The sequence below is a fragment of the Acinetobacter sp. SA01 genome, from assembly GCF_011319235.1.
GTDB lineage: Bacteria > Pseudomonadota > Gammaproteobacteria > Pseudomonadales > Moraxellaceae > Acinetobacter.
The window spans coordinates 253,904-276,449 of the sequence record NZ_WXXM01000001.1; the positions used below are offsets into that span (position 1 = coordinate 253,904).

The 22,546-nt window shown below is 43.5% G+C and carries 24 protein-coding genes; 9 read left to right on the forward strand and 15 right to left on the reverse strand.

The window, feature by feature from the left end:
* Positions 1-63 precede the first annotated feature (63 nt).
* Positions 64-1,077 carry a lipoyl synthase gene (lipA, locus tag GTU69_RS01325; protein WP_166167147.1) on the forward strand — a complete coding sequence of 338 codons (1,014 nt, stop codon included), beginning with the start codon at positions 64-66 and terminating at the stop codon, positions 1,075-1,077.
* A gap of 140 nt (positions 1,078-1,217) precedes the next feature.
* On the opposite strand, the gene GTU69_RS01330 is transcribed toward lipA, so the two are convergent.
* From GTU69_RS01330 to GTU69_RS01380, 11 genes are all read right to left on the reverse strand, one after another.
* Positions 1,218-1,871 carry a tRNA-(ms[2]io[6]A)-hydroxylase gene (locus tag GTU69_RS01330; protein ID WP_166167150.1) on the reverse strand — a complete coding sequence of 218 codons (654 nt, stop codon included), beginning with the start codon at positions 1,869-1,871 and terminating at the stop codon, positions 1,218-1,220.
* A gap of 18 nt (positions 1,872-1,889) precedes the next feature.
* Complete coding sequence (gene pdxJ / locus GTU69_RS01335; RefSeq protein WP_166167153.1) at positions 1,890-2,615, reverse strand: pyridoxine 5'-phosphate synthase; 726 nt, start codon at positions 2,613-2,615, stop codon at positions 1,890-1,892.
* A 25-nt stretch (positions 2,616-2,640) separates the two neighbouring features.
* A complete protein-coding gene (gene recO, locus GTU69_RS01340; RefSeq protein WP_166167156.1) occupies positions 2,641-3,351 on the reverse strand; it encodes a DNA repair protein RecO in 711 nt (236 codons plus the stop codon).
* Between the two features lie 12 nt (positions 3,352-3,363).
* On the reverse strand, positions 3,364-3,555 hold the full coding sequence (locus GTU69_RS01345) for an NF038104 family lipoprotein (protein WP_166167159.1): 192 nt from the start codon (positions 3,553-3,555) through the stop codon (positions 3,364-3,366).
* A gap of 30 nt (positions 3,556-3,585) precedes the next feature.
* On the reverse strand, positions 3,586-4,614 hold the full coding sequence (gene era / locus GTU69_RS01350) for a GTPase Era (RefSeq protein WP_166167162.1): 1,029 nt from the start codon (positions 4,612-4,614) through the stop codon (positions 3,586-3,588).
* Complete coding sequence (gene rnc / locus GTU69_RS01355) at positions 4,614-5,312, reverse strand: ribonuclease III (RefSeq protein ID WP_086196140.1); 699 nt, start codon at positions 5,310-5,312, stop codon at positions 4,614-4,616. The genes era and rnc overlap by 1 nt, the downstream gene beginning before the upstream one ends.
* Entirely contained in the window at positions 5,284-5,658 is a 375-nt protein-coding gene (locus GTU69_RS01360; RefSeq protein ID WP_166167165.1) for a DUF4845 domain-containing protein, read from the reverse strand. The genes rnc and GTU69_RS01360 overlap by 29 nt, the downstream gene beginning before the upstream one ends.
* 22 nt (positions 5,659-5,680) lie before the next feature.
* Complete coding sequence (lepB, locus tag GTU69_RS01365; protein WP_166167168.1) at positions 5,681-6,508, reverse strand: signal peptidase I; 828 nt, start codon at positions 6,506-6,508, stop codon at positions 5,681-5,683.
* Between the two features lie 20 nt (positions 6,509-6,528).
* Complete coding sequence (lepA, locus tag GTU69_RS01370) at positions 6,529-8,346, reverse strand: translation elongation factor 4 (protein ID WP_086196143.1); 1,818 nt, start codon at positions 8,344-8,346, stop codon at positions 6,529-6,531.
* 173 nt (positions 8,347-8,519) lie between these two features.
* Positions 8,520-8,981, reverse strand: coding sequence for a thioesterase family protein (locus GTU69_RS01375; RefSeq protein ID WP_166167171.1), 462 nt, complete (start codon positions 8,979-8,981; stop codon positions 8,520-8,522).
* Positions 8,982-9,118: 137 nt separating this feature from the next.
* Positions 9,119-10,501, reverse strand: coding sequence for a Do family serine endopeptidase (locus tag GTU69_RS01380; protein WP_166167174.1), 1,383 nt, complete (start codon positions 10,499-10,501; stop codon positions 9,119-9,121).
* Between the two features lie 226 nt (positions 10,502-10,727).
* Here GTU69_RS01380 and nadB point away from each other — a divergent pair, with 226 nt between their 5' ends.
* A complete protein-coding gene (gene nadB / locus GTU69_RS01385; protein WP_166167177.1) occupies positions 10,728-12,371 on the forward strand; it encodes an L-aspartate oxidase in 1,644 nt (547 codons plus the stop codon).
* Positions 12,372-12,438: 67 nt separating this feature from the next.
* Here the strand turns inward: nadB and GTU69_RS01390 are convergent, their stop codons facing one another.
* The 4 genes from GTU69_RS01390 to pabC form a co-directional block, all read right to left on the reverse strand.
* Positions 12,439-12,855, reverse strand: a complete 417-nt coding sequence (locus tag GTU69_RS01390; protein ID WP_166167180.1) for a PaaI family thioesterase — start codon at positions 12,853-12,855, stop codon at positions 12,439-12,441.
* Between the two features lie 74 nt (positions 12,856-12,929).
* The gene (tmk, locus tag GTU69_RS01395) at positions 12,930-13,535 is read right to left on the reverse strand and encodes a dTMP kinase (protein ID WP_166167182.1); all 606 of its coding nucleotides are present in this window, start codon (positions 13,533-13,535) and stop codon (positions 12,930-12,932) included.
* Between the two features lie 9 nt (positions 13,536-13,544).
* A complete protein-coding gene (mltG, locus tag GTU69_RS01400; RefSeq protein WP_166167184.1) occupies positions 13,545-14,591 on the reverse strand; it encodes an endolytic transglycosylase MltG in 1,047 nt (348 codons plus the stop codon).
* 1 nt (position 14,592) lies between these two features.
* A complete protein-coding gene (gene pabC / locus GTU69_RS01405) occupies positions 14,593-15,405 on the reverse strand; it encodes an aminodeoxychorismate lyase (protein ID WP_166167186.1) in 813 nt (270 codons plus the stop codon).
* 160 nt (positions 15,406-15,565) lie between these two features.
* On the opposite strand from pabC, the gene GTU69_RS01410 reads away from it, so the two are divergent.
* The 7 genes from GTU69_RS01410 (at position 15,566) to GTU69_RS01440 (ending at position 22,254) form a co-directional block, all read left to right on the forward strand.
* Complete coding sequence (locus tag GTU69_RS01410; RefSeq protein ID WP_166167188.1) at positions 15,566-16,570, forward strand: sulfate ABC transporter substrate-binding protein; 1,005 nt, start codon at positions 15,566-15,568, stop codon at positions 16,568-16,570.
* 178 nt (positions 16,571-16,748) lie between these two features.
* A complete protein-coding gene (locus GTU69_RS01415) occupies positions 16,749-17,762 on the forward strand; it encodes a sulfate ABC transporter substrate-binding protein (RefSeq protein WP_166167190.1) in 1,014 nt (337 codons plus the stop codon).
* A gap of 27 nt (positions 17,763-17,789) precedes the next feature.
* On the forward strand, positions 17,790-18,395 hold the full coding sequence (locus tag GTU69_RS01420) for an alpha/beta hydrolase (RefSeq protein ID WP_166167192.1): 606 nt from the start codon (positions 17,790-17,792) through the stop codon (positions 18,393-18,395).
* An 85-nt stretch (positions 18,396-18,480) separates the two neighbouring features.
* Positions 18,481-19,314, forward strand: coding sequence for a sulfate ABC transporter permease subunit CysT (gene cysT / locus GTU69_RS01425; protein ID WP_166167195.1), 834 nt, complete (start codon positions 18,481-18,483; stop codon positions 19,312-19,314).
* The gene (gene cysW, locus GTU69_RS01430) at positions 19,311-20,204 is read left to right on the forward strand and encodes a sulfate ABC transporter permease subunit CysW (protein ID WP_086196155.1); all 894 of its coding nucleotides are present in this window, start codon (positions 19,311-19,313) and stop codon (positions 20,202-20,204) included. Before cysT ends, cysW begins: the two co-directional genes overlap by 4 nt.
* An 11-nt stretch (positions 20,205-20,215) precedes the next feature.
* Entirely contained in the window at positions 20,216-21,277 is a 1,062-nt protein-coding gene (locus GTU69_RS01435) for a sulfate ABC transporter ATP-binding protein (RefSeq protein WP_166167197.1), read from the forward strand.
* A 53-nt stretch (positions 21,278-21,330) separates the two neighbouring features.
* Positions 21,331-22,254, forward strand: a complete 924-nt coding sequence (locus tag GTU69_RS01440; RefSeq protein ID WP_166167198.1) for a CysB family HTH-type transcriptional regulator — start codon at positions 21,331-21,333, stop codon at positions 22,252-22,254.
* Positions 22,255-22,546 lie beyond the last annotated feature (292 nt).

Below are 22,546 nucleotides of genomic sequence, written 5' to 3' on the forward strand. Positions count from 1 at the left end.
TTATAATGAGAGACCTAATATATCTAGTATCTCCCCCGTCAAAAAACAGTGGAAAAGTTGAATATGTCTGAAAACCGTAAACCTGAACAGGGTGTCAAACTTCGTGGCGCAGAGAAAGTCGCTCGTATTCCTGTAAAAGTTGTACCTACGGTTGAAACGCCACGCAAGCCGGACTGGATCCGGGTAAAAATGGCGGCTCCTGAAGAAGTTCAACGTATTAAAACCACGCTGCGTGAGCAAAAATTACATACGGTGTGTGAAGAAGCCGCTTGCCCGAATCTGCCAGAATGTTTTGGTGGCGGTACCGCAACCTTTATGATTATGGGTGATATCTGTACCCGTCGCTGTCCTTTCTGCGACGTAGCACATGGTCGTCCAAATGCCCTTGACCCTGACGAACCGCGTCATATGGCCGAAACCATTGCCAATCTGGGTTTAAAATATGCGGTCATTACTTCGGTTGACCGTGATGACCTTCGCGATGGCGGTGCACAGCATTTCGTGGACTGCATTAAAGAAGCCCGCAGTTTAAGCCCGAATACCTTATTAGAAATTCTGGTACCGGATTTCCGTGGCCGTATGGACATAGCGCTTCGCATCATGACCGAGTGCCCACCGGACGTATTCAACCACAACATTGAAACCGTGCCGCGCCTGTATAAAGCGATGCGTCCAGGTTCAGATTATCAGCATTCTTTAAACTTACTGAAAATGTTTAAGGAATACTGCCCGGACGTTCCAACCAAATGTGGCTTGATGGTCGGTATTGGTGAAACTGAAGAAGAAGTGATTGCATTGCTGGATGACTTAAAAGCACACGATGTCGATTACGTGACTATTGGTCAATACTTACAGCCTTCTAAAGAACATGCACCGATTGACCGTTTCGTGACTCCAGAAGAATTTGAACGCTATACTGCCCACGGTCAGAAACTTGGATTCAAGAATATCTGGGCAGCGCCGATGGTTCGTTCAAGTTACTTTGCCGACCGTCAGTATTATGGTGAACCGGTTCCTTCGGTACGTCGCAAAACTGATCCTGCGAAAAAAATTGCGGTGCAGACCATTGAAGCTTGATTGAACTCAGCCTGAAACCAGACTGATCAATAAATGCCAATCTAAAATATTTAGATTGGCATTTTTATTTAAGATTAAAATAAATCATAAGATATAAAAAATCCTCCATTTAAATAGAGGATTTGTTAGATCAAAAGTATTTAAACAGCTTGACGCGGCACACCACTATGAAAACGGAAAGTATCATCTTCTGAAAGGATTAAATTCTTTTCCACTTCACGGATATGCTCGATGCGCCCCTGAATGTCTTCTTCCGGGTCTTTCATTTTAGATGTTTTGGCAACATCTAAGGCCAGTGCCAGATAATCTTCATAATGGCGTGATTCAGATTTAAGCAGGTAGCGATAATAGCGTCCTAACTCTTCATCAACCAGTGGCGCAAGTGCATAAAAACGCTCGCAGGAACGTGCTTCCACAAAGGCACCAATAATCAGCACATCAATCAATGCTTCCGGCTCGTAGGTACGGATTTCCTTACGCAATATGCCTGCATAACGCCCTGCACTCACGGCTTTCCATTCTTGTCCACGTTTGGACATAAACTCCAGCACCTGTTCATAATGCAGCATTTCTTCGCGTACCAGTTGTGCCAGCTTGACCTGCAAATCGGTAAAAAAGCTGTAGCGGAACATCAGGTTCATGGCTGTACCAGCGGCTTTTTTTTCACAATTGGCATGATCCTGCATGAGTAACTCCAGGTTATTCACGGCTTCATCTAGCCACATTTTTGGCGTTTCACATCCCAGGAAGCCAATCACAGGTTTCATGAGATCATCATAATGGGTTGTCGACATAACTTTTAAACTTAAATCTTAACGTGCTGCTTTAATCACAGCTTTCATTTGTTGAACAGCTTGGGCCAAACCGACAAACACTGCATCGGCAATAATGGAATGACCAATATTGAGCTCATGAATGTGTGGAATTGCAGCAATTGGGGTGACATTTTCCAGGTTCAGCCCATGCCCGGCGTTCACAATTAAACCTTTAGATGCAGCATATTCCGCACCTTTAACAATACGCTCAAGTTCATGCTGCTGTGCTTCTGCAGTTTCAGCATCGGCATAAGCACCTGTGTGTAACTCAATGGTTGGCGCACCGCAAGCCACAGCTGCATCAATTTGGGCAAAGTCAGCATCAATAAATAAAGACACTTCACAACCAATAGAAGACAAGGCCTGAGTCGCGGCTTTAACATCTTCAAAATGACCCACCACATCCAGACCGCCTTCAGTGGTCACTTCCTGACGCTTTTCTGGAACGAAGCACACATGATGCGGCTTGATTTCCTTGGCGAATTCCACCATTTCAGCCGTCACGGCCATTTCCAGATTCATATGCGTTTTCAGCACAGGACGCATACGACGTACATCATCATCCTGAATATGGCGACGGTCTTCACGTAAATGCAGGGTGATACCCTCTGCACCGGCCTGTTCGCAAATTAAAGCAGCATTTACCGGATCTGGATAAGCGGTTCCGCGCGCCTGTCGCAAAGTCGCCACATGGTCAATATTTACACCAAGTAATGCAGCCATAACAATTACCTAACTATGTTTAAAATTAAGATTGAGATTGAGTGTTTTGAATCCACAATTGACGGCTTTTCAGCGGTCGGTCGCCCAAAAGCGCGGTGATGATCTGCCGATACAGCTTAGTCAACAATTGTAACTGTTCAGGATTAAAATCCCTACCCTTTTCATAATCATGCATCGAAAGAATCTGCTGTCCAGATAAAGTCGAACGTGACTGTTGTACTGTAGGAATAAAACCATCATTGAGCTGAAACAGATAAGATTGTGATTCCTGAATTTTATGTTGCTGTGCATCCACTGTAAAATCAAGTGCATAGCCCAGTTCTTCTAAAAGTGCATGCTCGAACTGACGTAAGATTTGTCTTAAAAAAAGATCAGGATGCTCCTGCTGTGCCAATTGTTGCAATTGCTGCAAGGTCTGATGATATTGCACAAAGGTTTGTGGCATTTCCACTTCAACCGGGCACAAGCGCAGGATAATTTCATTCAGATAAAAACCGGAAAAGAAGGCATCGCCAAAAAAGAAAATCGGCTGATTGACAATTTCCAGTTTGGTAAAATTTTTCAGCTCAGATTTACCCGAAGCTTGCAGACAAATCGGTTGGTATTGCGGCGGTGGCGTTTGTCTTAAAATTCCATCCACACGACCATGCTCCTGAGTAAACAGATGCACAATATGGCTGCGCTCACGGTATTTACGATGATGGATTAAATAACCATGCAAGGTTTCATTGCGCATACAGGCTTAAGTCTAATCCTTTTTCTTTTCAGAATCAGATTCTTCATCATCCCCATCTGGAATGACGGCACCCACCACAGCTGCCGTACCTTTAACCACGCCTTTAGTGGTTTTATAGGCCACTTTGACCGGAACTGTAACAATCTTGTAAATACAGCCTTGCAGGAACAATACACATGCCACAACAGTCAGCACTTTCATCATTACAGCTCCTTTCAAAGTAAAACCTAGATTTTAGATATCACTATAACCCAAGCTTTTTAATGCACGCTCATCATCAGACCAGCCACCTTTAACTTTCACCCAAAGGGTCAGCATGATTTTCTGTTCGAACATTTTTTCCATATCGGCACGCGCATCCATACCAATTTTTTTCAGCTTAGAACCTTTTTCACCAATTACGATGGCCTTTTGACCAGGACGATCAACAAAAATGGTGGCATCAATATAGGTACACGCCGCTTTTGGACGACCTGTTTTCGCATTAATGGTCGCTTCTTCAGTCTTGAAAGATTCAATTTGCACGGTCAAATCATACGGCAGTTCTTCACCCAATTGACGCATGATTTTTTCACGAATCACTTCCGAAGCAAGGAAGCGTTCTGAACGGTCGGTGATTTGATCCAGTGAATAGAGTGGCGGCTGGAATGGCAAATACTTTTCGATGGTATTACGCAAATGTTCCAGATTGGCACCACGTAAAGCGGATACAGGTACGATTTCGGCAAAGTTCATCAGCTTGGCACGTTCCTGGATCAAGGGTAAGGCTTGATTCTTGTTTTCAAAAGTATCCAGCTTATTGATGACCAGGATCACCGGCATTTCTGCATTTTTCAGTTTTTCCAGCACCAGTTCATCATTTTGCGTCCATTTTTGCGCATCAACCACAAACAGCACCAGATTGACATCACGCAGTGCAGAGTGAGCCGCACGGTTCATCATTTTGTTGATGGCACGGACTTCTTTTTTATGCATCCCCGGCGTATCCACAAAGACTGCCTGAGATTTTTCACGAGTATCAATCCCCACAATCTTGTGGCGCGTAGTTTGTGGTTTACGTGAAGTGATTGAAAGCTTTTGACCCAGCAAATGGTTCATCAAGGTAGATTTACCCACATTCGGGCGTCCTACAATCGCAACAAAGCCACTTTTAAAGTCCGAAGGAATCGTCGTTCCTTGCGAACTGAAGAATTGATTAATTAAATCGTTACCGCCGTCTTGCGGTTCGTGATCAGCATCGATGTGATCGGAATGAGTAGTCATTAAGACTTTTGCTCCAATTGTTTTAAGATATCTGCCGCAACTGCCTGTTCAGCAAAGCGACGACTTGAACCCTCACCACACAATACAGGCAAGCCTTCAATCGTACATTCCACCTTGAAATGCTGATTCGGAGCATCGCCTTGAATATCTACAACGTCATAAACAGGGAGAGGTTTTTTACGTGCCTGTAAATATTCCTGTAAGCGTGATTTAGGATCTTTCAGCTGGTCTGTAGGTTCGATATGGTCTAAATATGGCGTGTACCATTTTAGCACGATGTCTTGCAAGACATTTAAATCGTGACAATCAACATAAATTGCACCAATAATCGCTTCCACAGTATCAGCAAGAATAGATTCGCGATGATGTCCACCCGATTTCAACTCACCCGTGCTGAGAATTAAACACGAACCGAGTTTCAAATCGTTTGCAATTTTGCCTAATGCTTCCTGACGAACCAGTGTGGCACGCATACGCGTTAAACGCCCTTCATTTTCATGCGGATAGGCTTGATACAAATAATGGGCAATGATCATCCCCAACAATGAATCGCCTAAAAACTCCAGACGTTCATAGTTAGTTTTATGACTAACCGATCGGTGGGTCAGTGCAAGCTGCAATAATTCAGGTTGTTTAAACTGATAACCGATACGGTTGACTAAGCGCATATCACTTAGTTTGGACTGACCTTTGATCAAAACTTTTCTCGAACTTTAACACTAAATCTATATTGAGTAAGAACGGCTTTCTTATCTCATACTCTTTTTTCACTTGCAGTCCATCAATATTGGTCACCTGAGCGATTTCATCAAATTTAAGATCGCGAACATTGTTCATCTCTAAACGTTGACTCATCTGACTTGCAAACTTTGAAGGATCGGTATCGGCCGGGCTACTTTGCAGCAACTCTGTAATCTGGCTATCTACAACCCGATCATCCCAGTACGGTGCCCAAACAGCGATGGCAATTTTTGCTAAGAAAGCAAAGCCAATGATTGCAATTAAAACTGCAATATAAGATGCCCCTTGTTGATTTTTACGCATTTGTTATTTTTTCCAATCATGCTCAATCAATTGCACCGTTGCGCTTAAACGACGGTAATTTAAATCCAGGTTCTTTATGCATCCAGATATAAAATGCACGACCTGTTAGATTCTGTTCCGGAACGAAGCCCCAAAAACGGCTGTCAGCACTCTGATCACGATTATCCCCCATCGCGAAGTAATGACCTTCAGGTACTTTCACTTCCCAATATAAACCATTTTCAGATGAATATTTACCATTTTCAACATAGTTGATAAAGGGGGCCTGACGGGCCACATTTACACCTTCAAGCTCACGCATTTTAAAGGTATGCTTGCCTAATGTTTCTTGATGGTAACTTGAAGTTGGTGTATCGAGAATATCTTTTTCTCGGCTAAATTCCACTGGAACTTTCGCCACTTTTTGTCCATTGATAATCAGTTGTCCATGATCATAAACAATATGATCTCCCGGCAAACCTACTACACGTTTGATATAACTGATGGTCGGTTGTGGCGGATAACGGAACACAATCACATCGCCACGTTCCGGTTCACCAACGTCAATGACTTTGGTATTGACAATCGGTAGACGCACACCATAGTTAAACTTATTGACCAGAATATAATCCCCCGTTTCCAAGGTCGGAACCATAGAATCAGACGGAATGTTAAACGGCTCATACAGGAATGAACGCAGCACCAGAACCACTGCCAGGACTGGCCAGAAGTCATATGCCCATGTGATAATGAAATTTTCATTCCCCTTACCTAAGGTTTGTCTTTGTTTGAAAACAAACTTATCCAGTAGCCACACCAAGAAAAAAATCAGCGTGACGGGAACGAGAATTAAATTAAAATCAAAATCCATGAGCTATATGACCTCTATTATTATCTTTCTACTTTCAACACAGCAAGGAACGCTTCTTGCGGGATTTCAACACTACCCACCTGCTTCATACGCTTCTTACCTTCTTTCTGTTTAGAAAGAAGTTTTTTCTTACGTGATACGTCACCACCATAACATTTCGCCAATACGTTCTTACGCATCGCTTTTACAGTTGAACGGGCAATAATTTGCGCACCGATGGCAGCCTGAATCGCCACATCAAACATTTGACGCGGAATCAGGTCTTTCATTTTTTCAACCAGGGCGATACCACGGTGACGTGCATCCTGACGGTGACAGATCATGGCCAAGGCATCAACTTTATCGCCATTAATAAGCACGTCAACCTTCACCAGCGATGAGCTTTCAAAACGGATAAAGTTGTAATCGAGTGAGGCAAAACCGCGCGAACATGATTTCAATTTATCAAAGAAATCCATCACCACTTCGGCCATTGGAATTTCAAAGGTAATTGAAACCTGGTTCGCCATGAACTTCATGTCTTTTTGTACACCACGGCGTTCCACGCACAAGGTCATCACGTTACCCAAGTATTCTTGTGGTACAAGGATATGACATTCTGCAATAGGTTCACGCAAATCTTCTACCGTTGAACCATCTGGCATTTTTGATGGACTGTCGATATAGATCGTTTCACCATTCTTCATCACGGCTTCGTAAATTACGGTTGGCGCAGAAGAAATGAGGTCAAGATCGTACTCACGCTCTAGACGCTCCTGTACGATTTCCATGTGCAACATGCCAAGGAAGCCACAGCGGAAACCAAAACCTAAGGCATCTGAACTTTCAGGTTCAAAGAATAATGCCGAGTCATTGATTTGCAGTTTATGCAGTGCTTCACGGAACGGTTCAAAATCGCTTGAATCAATCGGGAATAAACCCGCATACACCTGCGGTTTAACCTTTTTGAAACCAGGTAAAGTTGCAACATCAGGAGTAGTCGCAAGGGTAATGGTATCACCGACAGGCGCACCAAAAATATCTTTAATCCCTGCAATGATAAAGCCGACTTCACCCGCTTCAAGCATGCCTGTTTCAGTATGTTTAGGATTGAAGATACCGACCGAGGTAATGATGTGCGATTGGCCAGTTGATTTAATCAACATTTTATCGCCCTTACGCACACGCCCCTGTTTGATACGCACCAAAGACACTACGCCGAGGTAGTTATCAAACCATGAGTCAATAATCAAGGCTTGTAGCGGTGCTTCGCGATCACCTGTAGGTGCAGGAATAACATTCACCAGCGTTTCAAGCACACCTTCAATGCCGAGACCTGTTTTCGCTGAACAGGTCGGTGCATCAGTTGCTTCAATCCCGATGATGTCTTCAATTTCTTGGATCACACGCTCAGGTTCAGCTTGCGGCAAGTCAATCTTGTTGAGTACTGGTAAAACTTCGAGTCCCTGTTCAATCGCGGTATAACAGTTTGCTACAGACTGGGCTTCAACCCCTTGCGCAGCATCGACAACCAGAAGCGCACCTTCACATGCTGCAAGCGAACGTGATACTTCGTAGGAAAAGTCCACGTGTCCTGGAGTGTCAATAAAGTTTAATTGGTATTCTTGACCGTTCGGATGAGTATAATACAACGTCACTGATGCCGCTTTAATGGTAATACCGCGCTCACGTTCCAATTCCATAGAATCCAGAACCTGAGCCTGCATTTCGCGATCTTGCAAACCTCCACAGGTTTGAATAAAGCGATCTGCCAGTGTCGATTTACCATGATCGATATGCGCAATAATCGAGAAGTTACGAATGTTTTTAATATCAACAGATTTTTTAGCTTGCGCCATGGGCTACCTTGAGAAAAAAACACGCCATGCAACCAATAGTTAATGCATGGCAAAAGCTGAATAGAAATTGCGTAGGATTATAGCAGATGGATTTTTCAATGTATCCTAAATAATGAGTTCGTTTTTTGCTTTGACTGTTATTTTCAAAATAAAACCGGATTGTAGTCATGTACTCAATTTGAAGCCATCGCATCATACTGACTAAAATCCAGCGGATTCACCTGTTCCGATATCGGCTGGTAGGCTTGGCTAAAAGTGGGAGACATGCGTTTTGGCCGACCTGTGGCAATTTCCACACAGGCCCATTTGGTATTCCCCATAAATAAAACGCTTTGGTCTTGGGGACGATAAAACACATATTGCCGGAAAGAATACAAGGCATTGATATCATTCAGCCAGGTACGCAAGATAATCTTTTCGCCTTCAAATGCCGCTTTACGGTATTGCACATGGTGCTCTACCGCAACCATGGCATGCTTCAGTTCCATGTATTCATTCAGCCCCAAACCCAGGGCCTCAATATGTGCAGTAGCGACATCCTGCATCCAGTGCATATACACTACGTTATTTACATGTCCCAGACTGTCAATATCTTTTGCTTGAACGGTGATTTCCAAATCAAAAACTGTGCTCATCTATTTTACCGACCCTTACACTATGCAAAAAATGACCTTCAAGGCTACACAGTCTACGTAATTTTGTATCGCAGTAAAATTGCAAAATATAAAAAACCACTCAGCTGTAGAGTGGTTTTCTGTTCGATGGATTCATGCTATTCAATACGCATGCCTAAAATTGCGCGCTGATCTTGACGAATAATAGAAACACGTGCAATTGAACCTTTTTTCAATTCGGATACTGTCTTAATAAAGTCATTACTATTCAAAATGGTTTTATTATTGATTTGAGTAATGATATCACCTACAGCAATACGGGATTGTGATGCGATCCCTCCCCGTTTGACTTCTTGAATCAGAATACCGCCTTTAAGATTCAGTTGGGATTGTTCACTGGCCGTCAAATTACGAATCGTCACGCCCAAAACAGGACCTTTACTTTGTGCTGCCTGTTCCACTGGTGCCGGTGTGTCGTCCGGTGCAGTCGTCAATGTTGCCGAGATATTACGAGTCTTATCATCCCGCAAAACTTGCAATTGAATGTTTTGATTCGGTGAAGTCCGGTTTAAATAGTTGAGCAAATCAGAAGTTCTGGAAATAGGCAAGCCATTATATTTCAGGATCACATCACCCGCCTTAAAGCCAGCTCTGGCTGCCGGGGAATTGGGAGCGACCTGGGTCACCAATGAACCTTCAGGCTTGGACAGGTTATAAGATTCAGCAAGGTTACGATCGATATCTTGCAACATCACACCCAGATATGAACGGGTGACCTTGCCATTCTTTTTCAGCTGCTCTGCCACATCCATCGCTACATCGATCGGAATAGAAAATGACAGGCCCATATATCCGCCAGTACCGCTGAAGATACGCGAGTTTACCCCAACCACTTCACCATTCTGGTTAAATAAGGGACCGCCTGAGTTACCCGGATTCAACGCCACATCGGTTTGAATAAAGGGCACTGAGGTTTCCCCCATCATGTTACGCATTTTCGCACTGACAATACCGGCAGATGCAGAATAGTCAAAACCGAAAGGTGAACCAATGGCCAGTACCGGCTCACCGACTTTCAGCCGGTCTACATTGCCTGTACGCAGTTCAGGGAAATTGGAACCATTGACTTTCAGTAGCGCCACATCGGTACGCGCATCACTTCCAACTATGGTGGCATCAATCTCACGGCGGTCATTAAACATAATGGTCACTTTAGATGCATCTTCAACCACATGATGATTGGTTAACAGATAACCATCCTTGCTGATAAAAAATGCGCTGCCGTAAGCTGTTTTCTCTTGCTGAGCCTGTTGCTGTGGAACAATCACCTGGTTGCCAAAAAAGCGTTTCAAAATTTCAGGAATTTGCTGTTGAATCAGCTCTTCCTGAGTCATTTTTTTAACGACACTGACACTCACTACAGCAGGGCTGACCTGTTCAACCAAATTGGAAAAGTCTACCGAAGAAGCTGCTTGTGTTTGCATCGCTGCCATGGTGAATACAGCAGCATACATTCCTTTTTTTATATAGCGATTGTTCATATAAAGCATTCACTCCATTCATTATAAGTATGCGTAAACAGTATTTAGCATAAAACATGTCTGTCTTGGGTAATAATATGTTTGATTATATTTGTATAAACAACAGCTTAAATCTTTCTTAAAAGTTTGTTGCTTTATTACTTTTTCTCATCATACATTAGCATATTAGCTCTTGTTTTTTGATGAAAAAAGGGGTGTTATTAGCAAACTTTTTTCAAATTAGCTGATGAACATGTCTAATTTAAATACAACACATCATTTTGACGTGATCATTGTAGGCAGTGGTGGTGCAGGTTTAAGCCTGGCTTTATCATTACCAGATCATTTCAATATTGCTGTTTTGGCCAAATCGGCACTCACCGAAGCCAGTACTTTTTATGCACAAGGCGGTGTCGCGGCGGTTTTAGATGAAACTGACTCAATTGAACAGCATATTGATGACACCATGATTGCAGGTGCACATTTATGTGAGCGTGAAGCGGTCAAGCAGACTGTAGAAGGCGGCAAACCTTCGGTCGACTTTCTGCTAAAACATGGCGTGCAGTTTACCTTAGATGAACAGGAACAATTGCATTTAACCCGTGAAGGCGGTCACTCCCAACGCCGTATCATCCATGCTGCAGATGCGACAGGTCGCGCCATTTCAACTACTTTGGTGCAACGTGCCCGTGAAAAGCAAAACATCACTATTTTTGAAAATTATATTGCCATTGATTTAATTACTTCAAAAAAACTCGGCCTGAAAGATCAAGAAAATCGTGCGTTGGGTTTATACGCGCTCGATGAAAAGACTGAAAAAGTCCATACCTTCTTGGCACCCTCTACCGCCTTGGCGTGTGGTGGGGCGATGAAAGCCTATCTGTATACCTCTAATCCCGATATTGCGACCGGTGATGGTATTGCCATGGCCTATCGTGCCGGTTGCCGGGTTGCCAATATGGAGTTTAACCAGTTCCATCCAACCTGCCTGTATCATCCGCAAGCACGCTCATTTTTAATTACCGAAGCCATGCGTGGTGAAGGGGCTTATTTACGCTTGCCTGATGGTGAACGTTTTATGCTGCGTTTTGACGAACGCGCTGAACTGGCACCGCGTGATATTGTGGCACGTGCTATTGACTATGAAATTAAACGTTTGGGTATCCGTCATGTCTGGCTGGATATCACCCATAAACCAGCAGAGTTTGTGAAAGAACATTTCCCTACCCTGTATGCCCGTTTATTAGAGCTTGGCATTGACATTACCAAGGACATGATTCCTGTGGTTCCCGCTGCGCACTATACCTGTGGCGGTGTAGTGGTCGATGAAAACAGTCAGACCGACCTTCAAGGTTTATATGCCATTGGTGAAACCTCTTATACCGGCTTACACGGTGCTAACCGGATGGCGAGTAACTCACTTTTAGAATGTTTTGTCTACGGCATGAGTGCAGCCAAACATATAGAAAGCCTGTTCAATCCAGATTATGTTTCTCCTGATGCACCAAGCTGGGATGATTCCCAAGTGATGAATCCGGATGAAAATGTCGTTATTCTGCAAAACTGGGATGAACTGCGTCAGACCATGTGGAACTATGTGGGTATTGTCCGCACCACTAAACGTCTGCAACGTGCCTTACATCGTATCGAAATGTTGAAACGTGAAATCACTGAATATTATCAGGATTACCATGTCAGCAAAAACCTGATTGAATTACGTAACCTGGTACTGGTTTCAGAGATGATTGTACGCTGTGCCATGGCACGCAAGGAATCACGCGGTTTGCATTACACTCTGGATTATCCGGAGCTTGGGCCTGAATTACGTAAAACGGTACTGACTCCACCCAACTTCCAGGTGGAAACTCCGTTGGTCAATGTAGATGCTTAAACCCGTGTAGCCTAAATAAAAAAGCCGAACATCTTTGTTCGGCTTTTTCAATTAGCATGATATCTGTTTATTGCCGGGGTGGGATGGAATAAGTCCCCACTGCATGTGCAATCGGTTCATCTAAATTGATGGAATATAACCATACATCACCCACAATGAGGGCCTTGCCCACTTTCATTAATTGGCAGACCGCACGAATATCCTGTGCTGCCGTCGGTTTTCTTAAAAAATTGATATTTAAATTGGTGGTGACCACCAAAGCCACAATACCAATCTCACCCAGTATGGCAATATAAAGCGCATAATCAGCAGCGGTCATCATGGTGGGTCCAGACACCGTTCCACCCGGTCTTAAATCGGCTTCATCCACATGATATAAGATGGTGGCTCCTTTTTCAGTGACTGTTTCTATTTCACATTTTTCCAGGCTTTGCGGAAATTCACGTTGCAAAAATTCAATAATTTCGACTTTATTACTTTTCATTGTTTATAAAAAAATCTTCCATAATGTTAACCACTATAGAAGATTTTTCATTTAAACCCAATTGCTGGGGATGACTACACCGATTGCAAACACGCGAGTGCCTGAGTGAATACCTGTTCTGGCGTTTGGGTGGCATCCAGACGTTTAATCCGTTGCCCCTGCTGTTGCCAAAGCTCCTGATAGCCTGAACGTACTTTCTCAAAGAACGTGGCTTTCTCCTGCTCAAAGCGGTCTAAGGCACCCCGTGCACGCGCACGTGACATCCCCAACTCAGTTGGTGCATCCAGCCAAAAAGTAACGTTCGGCATATGCGAGACAAAATTTGCATTTAATAAAGCCAGTTTTTCTTTGCTTAAGCCACGCCCTGCACACTGATAAGCAAAACTGGCATCGGTAAAACGGTCACACAGTACGGTCTTACCTGCCTTCAATGCTGGAACAATCACCTGCTGTAAATGCTGTGCACGTGCTGCGTACATTAAAAGCAGTTCTGTGTCATTCGACATGCTTTCTTCATGGTTGACTGACAACAGCAGGGAACGGATTTGTTCTGCCATCGGCGTCCCCCCCGGCTCACGCGTCAGTACAACTTCATGACCTTGCTGTTGCAGATAATCATAAATTTTACCAATGAGTGTGGTTTTCCCGACACCTTCAGTGCCTTCAAAACTAATAAACATCCCCACTCCTTAATTTTTTGAACGAATGACAGTTAGATATTCTTGCACAGCACGATTATGCTCATCCAAAGTTGCGCTAAATTTATGCCCACCATTACCCGTGGCGACAAAATAGATATTGCTGGAATTGTCCGGGTGCATGGCAGCTTCAATAGCTTTTTGACTTGGCAAGGCAATCGGCGTTGGCGGTAAGCCATTGTTGGTATAAGTATTATATGGCGTAGGTGTACGCAAATCGGTACGGGTGATATTGCCATTATAACGGTCACCCATGCCATAGATCACGGTTGGATCGGTTTGCAAACGCATCCCTTGTTGCAGACGACGGATAAACACCCCCGACACCTGATTTAACTCCTGATCCAGACTGGTTTCTTTTTCCACAATGGAAGCCATAATCAGCGCTTCATATTTATCCTTATAAGGTAAACCGCTGGCACGATTGGCCCATGCTGTATCCAAAGCCTTCATTTGACGTTTATATAAATCGGTCAAAATCTTTTTATCAGTTTCACCTTTGGCAAAGAAATAGGTATCTGGCGCAAACAGGCCTTCGGGATGGTTAAACGGAATACCCAAGGCTTTTAGCATTTGATCTTGCGGAAGATTCAACACTTCTTTAGTGACTAAATCATCTTTCTTTAGAATTTCAATTAACTGTTTAAAGGTCGTACCTTCAATCACCAGAATGCGGTTCATCTGTGCATTTTCAGCATTCGAAACCAGTTCCAGCACTTCACGTACCGACATGCCTTGACGAATTTCATAAACACCCGCTTTCATGCTGTCATGAATCATTATTTTTTGATAAAGCTTCAAGATAATAGGAAAACTGACCTTATCTTGCTGAGCTAGACGGTCAATAAAGCCTGAATAACTGTCACCATCTCCAATCGCCAGCATCTGCTTTTCACCTTGCACCGGATAGGACTTGAACAAGCTGGCAGCCAAGATGACTGCAAATAATACCGTCAGACCTGCAATTAAAATAAGGATGCCTTTTAAAGGAAATCCTGATGCAGTTTTATTTTTCGATTTTTGCTTTTTGCTAGACATATTAATGAATCTGATTCAATTGAAGGATATTAAAGAGTTCGATACACGGCTGAATATTCAACGGTTGCCGGTTAAGTTCAGTCACAGCTTTCATGGGACTTAAGGCATTACAAAAAAACAGGCTTTCAAATTTTGCAATGTCTTCCATTTCAATAAACCGCTGTTCACAGTGAATACCATGCTGCTGCATCCGGGACAAAATTTCGGCCCGCATCACCCCATGCACGCCATTATAGCGAAGTTCAGGTGTAATCCAGGTATTGTTTAAACGAATGAAACAATTACTGCTTACGCCCTCCACAACAGTGCCTTGTACATCGGTCACCAAGGCTTCAGCCCAACCCTGCTGATCGGCTTCATGTTTTAATAAGACCTGTTCCAAACGGTTCAGGCTTTTCAAACCCACCAGATTGGGCATGCTCAGCCCTAATGCTTGCTGCAACACCCCGGACTTGATTTTTTCAATGCGAAAATCATCGACTGCTTGGGGATAAAAAAACACCCAGACATCTGCCGGATGATCAGGCAGGCTATAGCCGCGTTGTCCCTCACCACGACTGATGATGATTTTTAATGTGCCATTCAGTTCAAGAAACTGCTGCTGCAATACAGCCAAAGTTTTTTCAATGCAGCTTAAATCTGCCTGCAACATCAGCCGTTCACAACTTAACTGTAGCCGTGCCCGATGCAGGCTTTCAAGTTCAATTTTGCCATGCCGAACACGTGCCGTGGTGAAACAGCCATCTCCGTAATGGAAAGCACGGTCCTGTAATGACACTTCATTTATTTCCCGTGCATTCTTAAAACATGGCATAACAAACATCCCGCAAATGATGACCTAGTTTAAAAATAGTGGCGCTTAATTGATAGCTTTTTTATTCATATCAAATTCGTTTCTTATTATTTTTTCAACAAAAAAGATGACGCTATGCTTGGCTCCGTTACAAAACATTAATAATTCAAAGGATAGCAAAATGCGCTCACTAAAAATCGGGGTTTTAGCAGCTCTTATTTCAGCAACGTCTTTTACTGCACTGGCAAAAGACTTTTTAAACGTTTCCTATGATCCAACGCGTGAATTGTATGAAAACTACAACAAAGAGTTTGCTGCATACTGGAAGAAAACCACAGGCCAAGATATTAATTTTAAACAGTCACACGGCGGTTCTGGCAAACAGGCACGTGCCGTGATTGATGGTCTGGGTGCCGATGTAGTGACTTTGGCACTTGCAGCAGATATCGATGCAATTGCAGCAAACTCAAATTTACTTCCAAAAGACTGGCAAAAGAAATTCCCAAATAACTCTACTCCCTATACCTCTACCATCGTTTTTTTGGTACATAAAGGCAACCCGAAAGGCATTAAAGACTGGGGCGATTTAATTAAAAATAATGTCGGCATTATTACCCCAAACCCTAAAACCTCTGGTGGTGCACGCTGGAATTATTTAGCCGCATGGGCTTGGGCGAAACATCAGCCAGGCGGTAACGATGCCAAAGCACAGGAATTCGTACGTCAAATCTATAAAAACACCAAGGTCCTCGACTCTGGTGCACGCGGTGCAACCACGACATTTGCTGAACGTGGCATTGGAGATGTATTGCTGGCCTGGGAAAACGAAGCTCATTTAGCGATTCGTGAACAACCGGGCAAGTTCGAAATTATCACACCGTCGTTGTCTATTTTGGCTGAACCCCCTGTGGCGATTGTAGAGAAGAATGCACAGAAAGACGGCAACCTGAATTTAGCCAAAGCTTATCTCAACTATTTATATTCACCTGCAGGTCAAACCATTGCTGCCAATAACTTCTACCGTCCGCGCAATGCAGCAATACTGGCAAAACATAAATCCGTATTCAAACCCTTAAAACTGGTCACCATTAATAAAGAATTTGGCGGCTGGAGCAAAGTTCAAAAAGCACATTTTGAAAATGGCGGCATCTTTGACCAGATCGTAAAAGCCAATAGCACCAAATAATCTCAGTCAAGCAAACAAGGCATCAGTTTTATTTATAAGGCTGGTGCTTATTTTATGAACTCAGCCTTATTTATCTTTTTTATTCATATAAAATTCATTTTTTATTATTTTTTATGCATAAAGAATATAGCTATTCTGTACCCCTGTAATGAAACACATTAAGAATATTGAGGTTCGCATGAGCATTTCGGCAAAATTGAAACTTGGAGTTTTAGCAGCAGTTATATCTACCATTTCTTTAGGTGCTGCAGCGAAAGATTTTCTCAATGTTTCTTATGACCCAACACGTGAACTTTATGAAGACGTGAACAAAGATTTTAGCAAATACTGGGAAAGCCGTACCGGACAGAAAATTAACTTCAAACAGTCACACGGTGGTTCTGGCAAACAGGCACGTGCGGTCATTGATGGGCTGGATGCTGATGTGGTGACTTTGGCACTTTCTGCCGACATTGATGTAATTGCGGAAAAAACCAGACAGTTACCTGCAGACTGGCAAAAGAAGCTGCCACATAACTCAACACCATATACCTCTACCATCGTATTTTTAGTGCGTAAAGGCAACCCGAAACACATTAAGGATTGGGGTGATCTGGTTAAACCGGGAGTAGGCATTATTACACCAAATCCTAAAACCTCTGGCGGCGCACGCTGGAACTATTTAGCGGCATGGGCCTGGGCAAAACACCAAGCGGGTGGCAATGACAAAACTGCCCAAGAATTTGTGCGTAAAATTTATAAAAACACCAAGGTTCTCGATTCTGGCGCACGTGGTTCAACCACAACATTTGCAGAACGTGGCATTGGGGATGTGCTGTTGGCTTGGGAAAACGAAGCTCACTTAGCCCTTCGTGAACAGCCAGGAAAATTTGAAATTATCACGCCATCTTTGTCTATTTTGGCTGAGCCACCCGTGGCGATTGTAGATAAAAATGCAGAGAAAAAAGGCAATAAATACCTGGCTCAAGGCTACCTAAATTTCCTTTACTCGCCACGCGGTCAGCAACTTGCGGCTGAAAACTTTTACCGTCCACGCAACGCAAAAACACTGGCGCAATACAACAAGGTATTTAAACCCTTAAAACTGGTCAGCATCGATCAGGAATTTGGCGGCTGGAGCAAAGTTCAAAAAGCGCACTTTGAAAATGGCGGCGTATTTGACCAGATTGTTAAAGCCAATAGTGCAAAATAATAGCGTTCAATAGACAGGAGCATCGACATGATTCATACCGTAATTGTTCCAGGCGTAGGTGGCAGTGAACATGCACACTGGCAGTCGTGGCTACAACGACAACTCATGTCATGCTCCCGTGTGCAACAACAGGACTGGAACACGCCTGTGTTACAAAACTGGATTGCCGAGTTTGTAAAGACCGTGGCACCTATTCAGGGCAGCATCCAGATTGTCGCGCATAGTTTTGGTTGTTTAACTACTGTGGCAGCTTTAGCCCAGCATCCGGAACTCAATCAAAAAATTAAAAATTTGATTCTGGTTGCTCCAGCCAATCCTGCCCGTTTTGGTGAAGCCGGTTTTTCACGTGATAGCCAGCAAGATTATCAATACTATTTTCATCAGCTGAAAATTGCCGTGCCAACGACTTTACTGATCAGTGAAAACGATCCCTGGTTAAATTTTGAAGATGCCCATCAACTTGCAAAGGCGTGGGAACTTAATCCGGTTAATCTGGGTCAGGTTGGACATATTAATGTTGCTTCCGGTTTTGGGCCTTTTCCTGAAATTTATGATTATTTAATTTCAGAAAATGTGCTGCAACATATCAATTTTACTGATGATAGCAAGTGCTTTTTCAAATTTGCAATTTAAACCCTGCAAATTATGCTTGTGCCGAATTAAACTTTTATTTTCGCTGACTTTATTGGTCAGTAGTCGCTCTTTTTAAGGAATCATCATGTCGCAGCGATCCCGAGTGCTGCCAGGATTTGGTCTTTCTCTAGGCTTTACCCTAGCGTATCTGTCATTAATCGTGCTTATTCCACTATCTGCGGTGTTTATCAAATCGCTAGGTATAGGCTGGGACGGTTTATGGGAAATTTTAAGTTCAGAACGTATCTTAAAATCTTTGCAGTTAAGTTTTAGTGCTGCCCTATTTGCAGCCTTAGTCAACGTTGTGTTTGGCTTGTTACTGGCATGGTGCCTGGTCCGTTACAGTTTTCCCGGTAAACGCATTATTGATGCTTTGGTCGATTTACCCTTTGCACTGCCAACAGCGGTGGCGGGTATTGCCCTAACCTCATTATATGCACCGACTGGCTGGATCGGTCAGTATCTGGAACCCATCGGCATTAAAGTAGCCTATACCCCGATCGGGATTACGCTTGCACTGATTTTTATTGGCTTGCCTTTCGTTGTACGTACCGTACAGCCAGTCCTGAGCGATCTGGAAACCGAACTTGAAGAAGCGGCTTCTGCTCTGGGTGCCAACCGTTTTCAGATTGTCAGCAAAATCATTCTGCCCATTCTGTTTCCAGCGCTACTGACCGGTTTTGCCCTGGCCTTTGCACGTGGTGTGGGTGAATATGGTTCCGTGATCTTTATTGCCGGTAACCAGCCATTTGAAACTGAAATCGCGCCATTGATGATTATTTCCCGTCTAGAAGAATATGACTATGCCGGTGCAACTACCATTGCTGTGGTAATGCTGGTCCTGTCATTCGCGATTTTATTCCTGATTAACTTGCTGCAAGCATGGGCAAGCAAACGTACCGGGAGAACAGCACGATGAGTTTAATCACCAATAGCAATGCCTTAGCCGAGAAATTACAGTCCCGCGATGCAACGCGTGAACCGGTCTGGGTTCGTTATTTACTGCTTACGATTGCGCTGATTTTCTTTTTAAGCTGCTTGATTCTGCCTTTAATTCTGGTCTTTGTTGAAGCATTTAAACAGGGGGTTGGGGTTTATTTTCAGGCACTGGTGCATCCAGACACCTTGTCTGCGGTGAAACTGACCTTATTGACCGCTGTAATTGCCGTGCCATTAAATGTAGTATTTGGCGTAGCAGCCGCATGGTCGGTGGCGAAGTTTAATTTCCGTGGCAAATCCATTCTCACCACCATTATTGATCTACCTTTCTCGGTTTCTCCAGTTATCGCAGGCATGATGCTGGTACTGATTTTCGGTACTCAAGGCTGGCTTGGCGGCTGGCTGATGGACAATGACATTAAAATTTTGTATGCCGTTCCTGCCATTGTACTGGCAACCGTATTTATTACTGTGCCTTTTGTGGCGCGCGAACTGATTCCCCTAATGGAAGCGCAAGGTACCGAGGAAGAAGAAGCTGCGATTGTATTGGGTGCTTCAGGCTGGCAAACGTTTTGGAAAGTGACCTTACCCAACATTAAATGGGGTCTGATTTACGGCGTGATTCTTTGTAATGCCCGTGCCATGGGTGAATTCGGTGCAGTATCGGTGGTGTCGGGTCACATTCGTGGTGAAACCAATACCCTGCCGCTACATGTTGAAATCCTTTACAACGAATATACCTTTAGTGCGGCATTTGCAGTGTCATCGCTTCTGGCTTTACTGGCAATTGTGACCCTGATCTTGAAAACATGGGTAGAAGTGCGCCAGGAAAAACAAAACAAACGTAATGAAGATTCAACAGTTTCTTAAGGAATGACATCATGAGTATTCAAGTTAAAAATATTGAAAAACACTTTGGTGCATTCCATGCACTTAAAAATATCTCACTGGATTTTCCAGATGGCCAACTCGTGGCATTACTGGGGCCATCAGGCTGTGGTAAAACTACCCTGCTGCGTATTATTGCGGGCCTGGAATCAGCCGATGGCGGTCAAGTGATTCTTGAAGGTGAAGATGCAACCAATGTGCATGTACGTGAACGTGAAGTCGGCTTTGTATTTCAGCATTATGCCTTGTTCCGTCATATGACTGTATTTGACAACATTGCCTTTGGTTTACGTGTGCGCCCTCGTTCTACCCGACCATCAGAAGCTGAAATTAAAAAACGTGTGACCCGTTTACTTGATCTGGTTCAGCTGGGCTTTTTGGCCGACCGCTATCCTGCACAACTCTCGGGCGGACAACGTCAACGCATTGCCCTGGCACGTGCTTTAGCGGTTGAACCTCGTGTATTATTGCTGGATGAACCTTTTGGCGCACTCGATGCCAAGGTGCGTAAAGAGCTGCGTCGCTGGTTACGTACTTTGCATGATGAATTGCATATCACTTCTATTTTTGTTACCCATGACCAAGAGGAAGCTTTGGAAGTAGCCGATCAAATCGTGGTAATGAATAAAGGCAATGTCGAGCAGATCGGTTCACCACGTGAAGTTTATGAAACACCGGCAACACCGTTTGTATTCGACTTCTTAGGTCAGGCCAACCGTTTTGAAGGTCAAAACCAGCAAGGCATTATCCAGATTGGTGACGACCGTCTGCAACTACCGCAGGTGAAAGATGCTCCGCAAGGAAACGTGATTGCCTTTGCCCGTCCAAATGAATTACGCATTCATGCAACACCGCAAGAAAATGCCATTCAGGCCACTTTCCTGCGTGAAATCTGGATTGCCGGCAAGGTTATTGCTGAACTTCAGGATCGCCAGGGCAATTTAATTGAAATTTCGCTTAATTCTGAAGAAGCGAAGTTACACCAATTCAAACCAAATCAAACAGTGTGGTTAAGTCCAACGGCATTGCACCTGTTTGCCAATGACGTCGCTTAATAACAAATAGATGGGGCAAAAACAGCCCCATCCTCTTTAGGGTAAACAGCATTATGAATTTCCAACAATTAAGAATTATTCGAGAAACTGTTAGACAAAACTTTAATTTAACCGAAGCTTCGGCAGCACTTTATACGTCACAATCTGGCGTCAGTAAGCATATTAAAGATTTAGAAGATGAACTGGGCGTACAGCTGTTTATCCGTAAAGGTAAACGTTTACTGGGCTTGACCGAACCTGGCCAGTCTTTACTCGGGATTGTAGAACGCATGCTGGTTGATGCCGACAATATTAAACGTCTGGCAGATGATTTTAACCGCGTCGATGAAGGGACACTGACCATTGCAACCACGCATACCCAAGCGCGTTATGTCTTGCCGCCAATTGTGAACCAGTTTAAAAAAGAATTTCCAAAAGTTCATTTGATTCTGCAACAGGCCAGCCCGGTTGAAATTACCGAAATGTTGCTACAAGGTGAAGCAGATATTGGTATTGCAACCGAGTCTCTCACCACTGAGGAGAACCTGGCCAGCGTACCTTATTATAATTGGCAGCACAGTATTATTACCCCGCAAAACCATGCACTTGCCAACAAGGTAGACATTACGCTGGAAGACTTGGCGCAATATCCGATTATTACCTACCATGGCGGTTTCACAGGTCGTTCTAAAATTGATAAAGCCTTTGAAGAGGCAGGTATTGATGTTGATATTGTCATGTCAGCACTGGATGCGGATGTCATCAAAACCTATGTTGAATTGAATATGGGCGTCGGTATTGTCAATAATGTCGCTTATGATGCTGAACGTGACTATCGACTCAAACAGATTCCAACCGATATCTTTGGGGTAAATACCACCTGGATTGCGGTACGCAAAGGTCATTTGCTGCGCGGTTATGGTTATGAGTTTATTTCACTCTGCTCGCCAGAAGCTGACATTAAGGCCCTGAAAAAAGTAGCTTATCCAGAAGAATAAGCATTTCATAATTTTTTAAAATAAGGGATATAAAAAATATCCCTTTTTAAATTCATCTGTCGTGGCAAAACCAGAGTTATAAAAATAATTTAATTTTTCAATTCCTTAAAAATAATAACTTCACATAATGCTTGATCATTCTATATAAAATCACAAAAGAAAAAATTGAATGGGAAAATCTATATAAGCTAAGGCATTTGGTCTCAGTATTGGTATTTTCATGACTAGAGACTTCTATGCTGCAGCACTAGAAAGCTCTAACCAATCCATTGCCTCTTTGTTACAGCCGCAT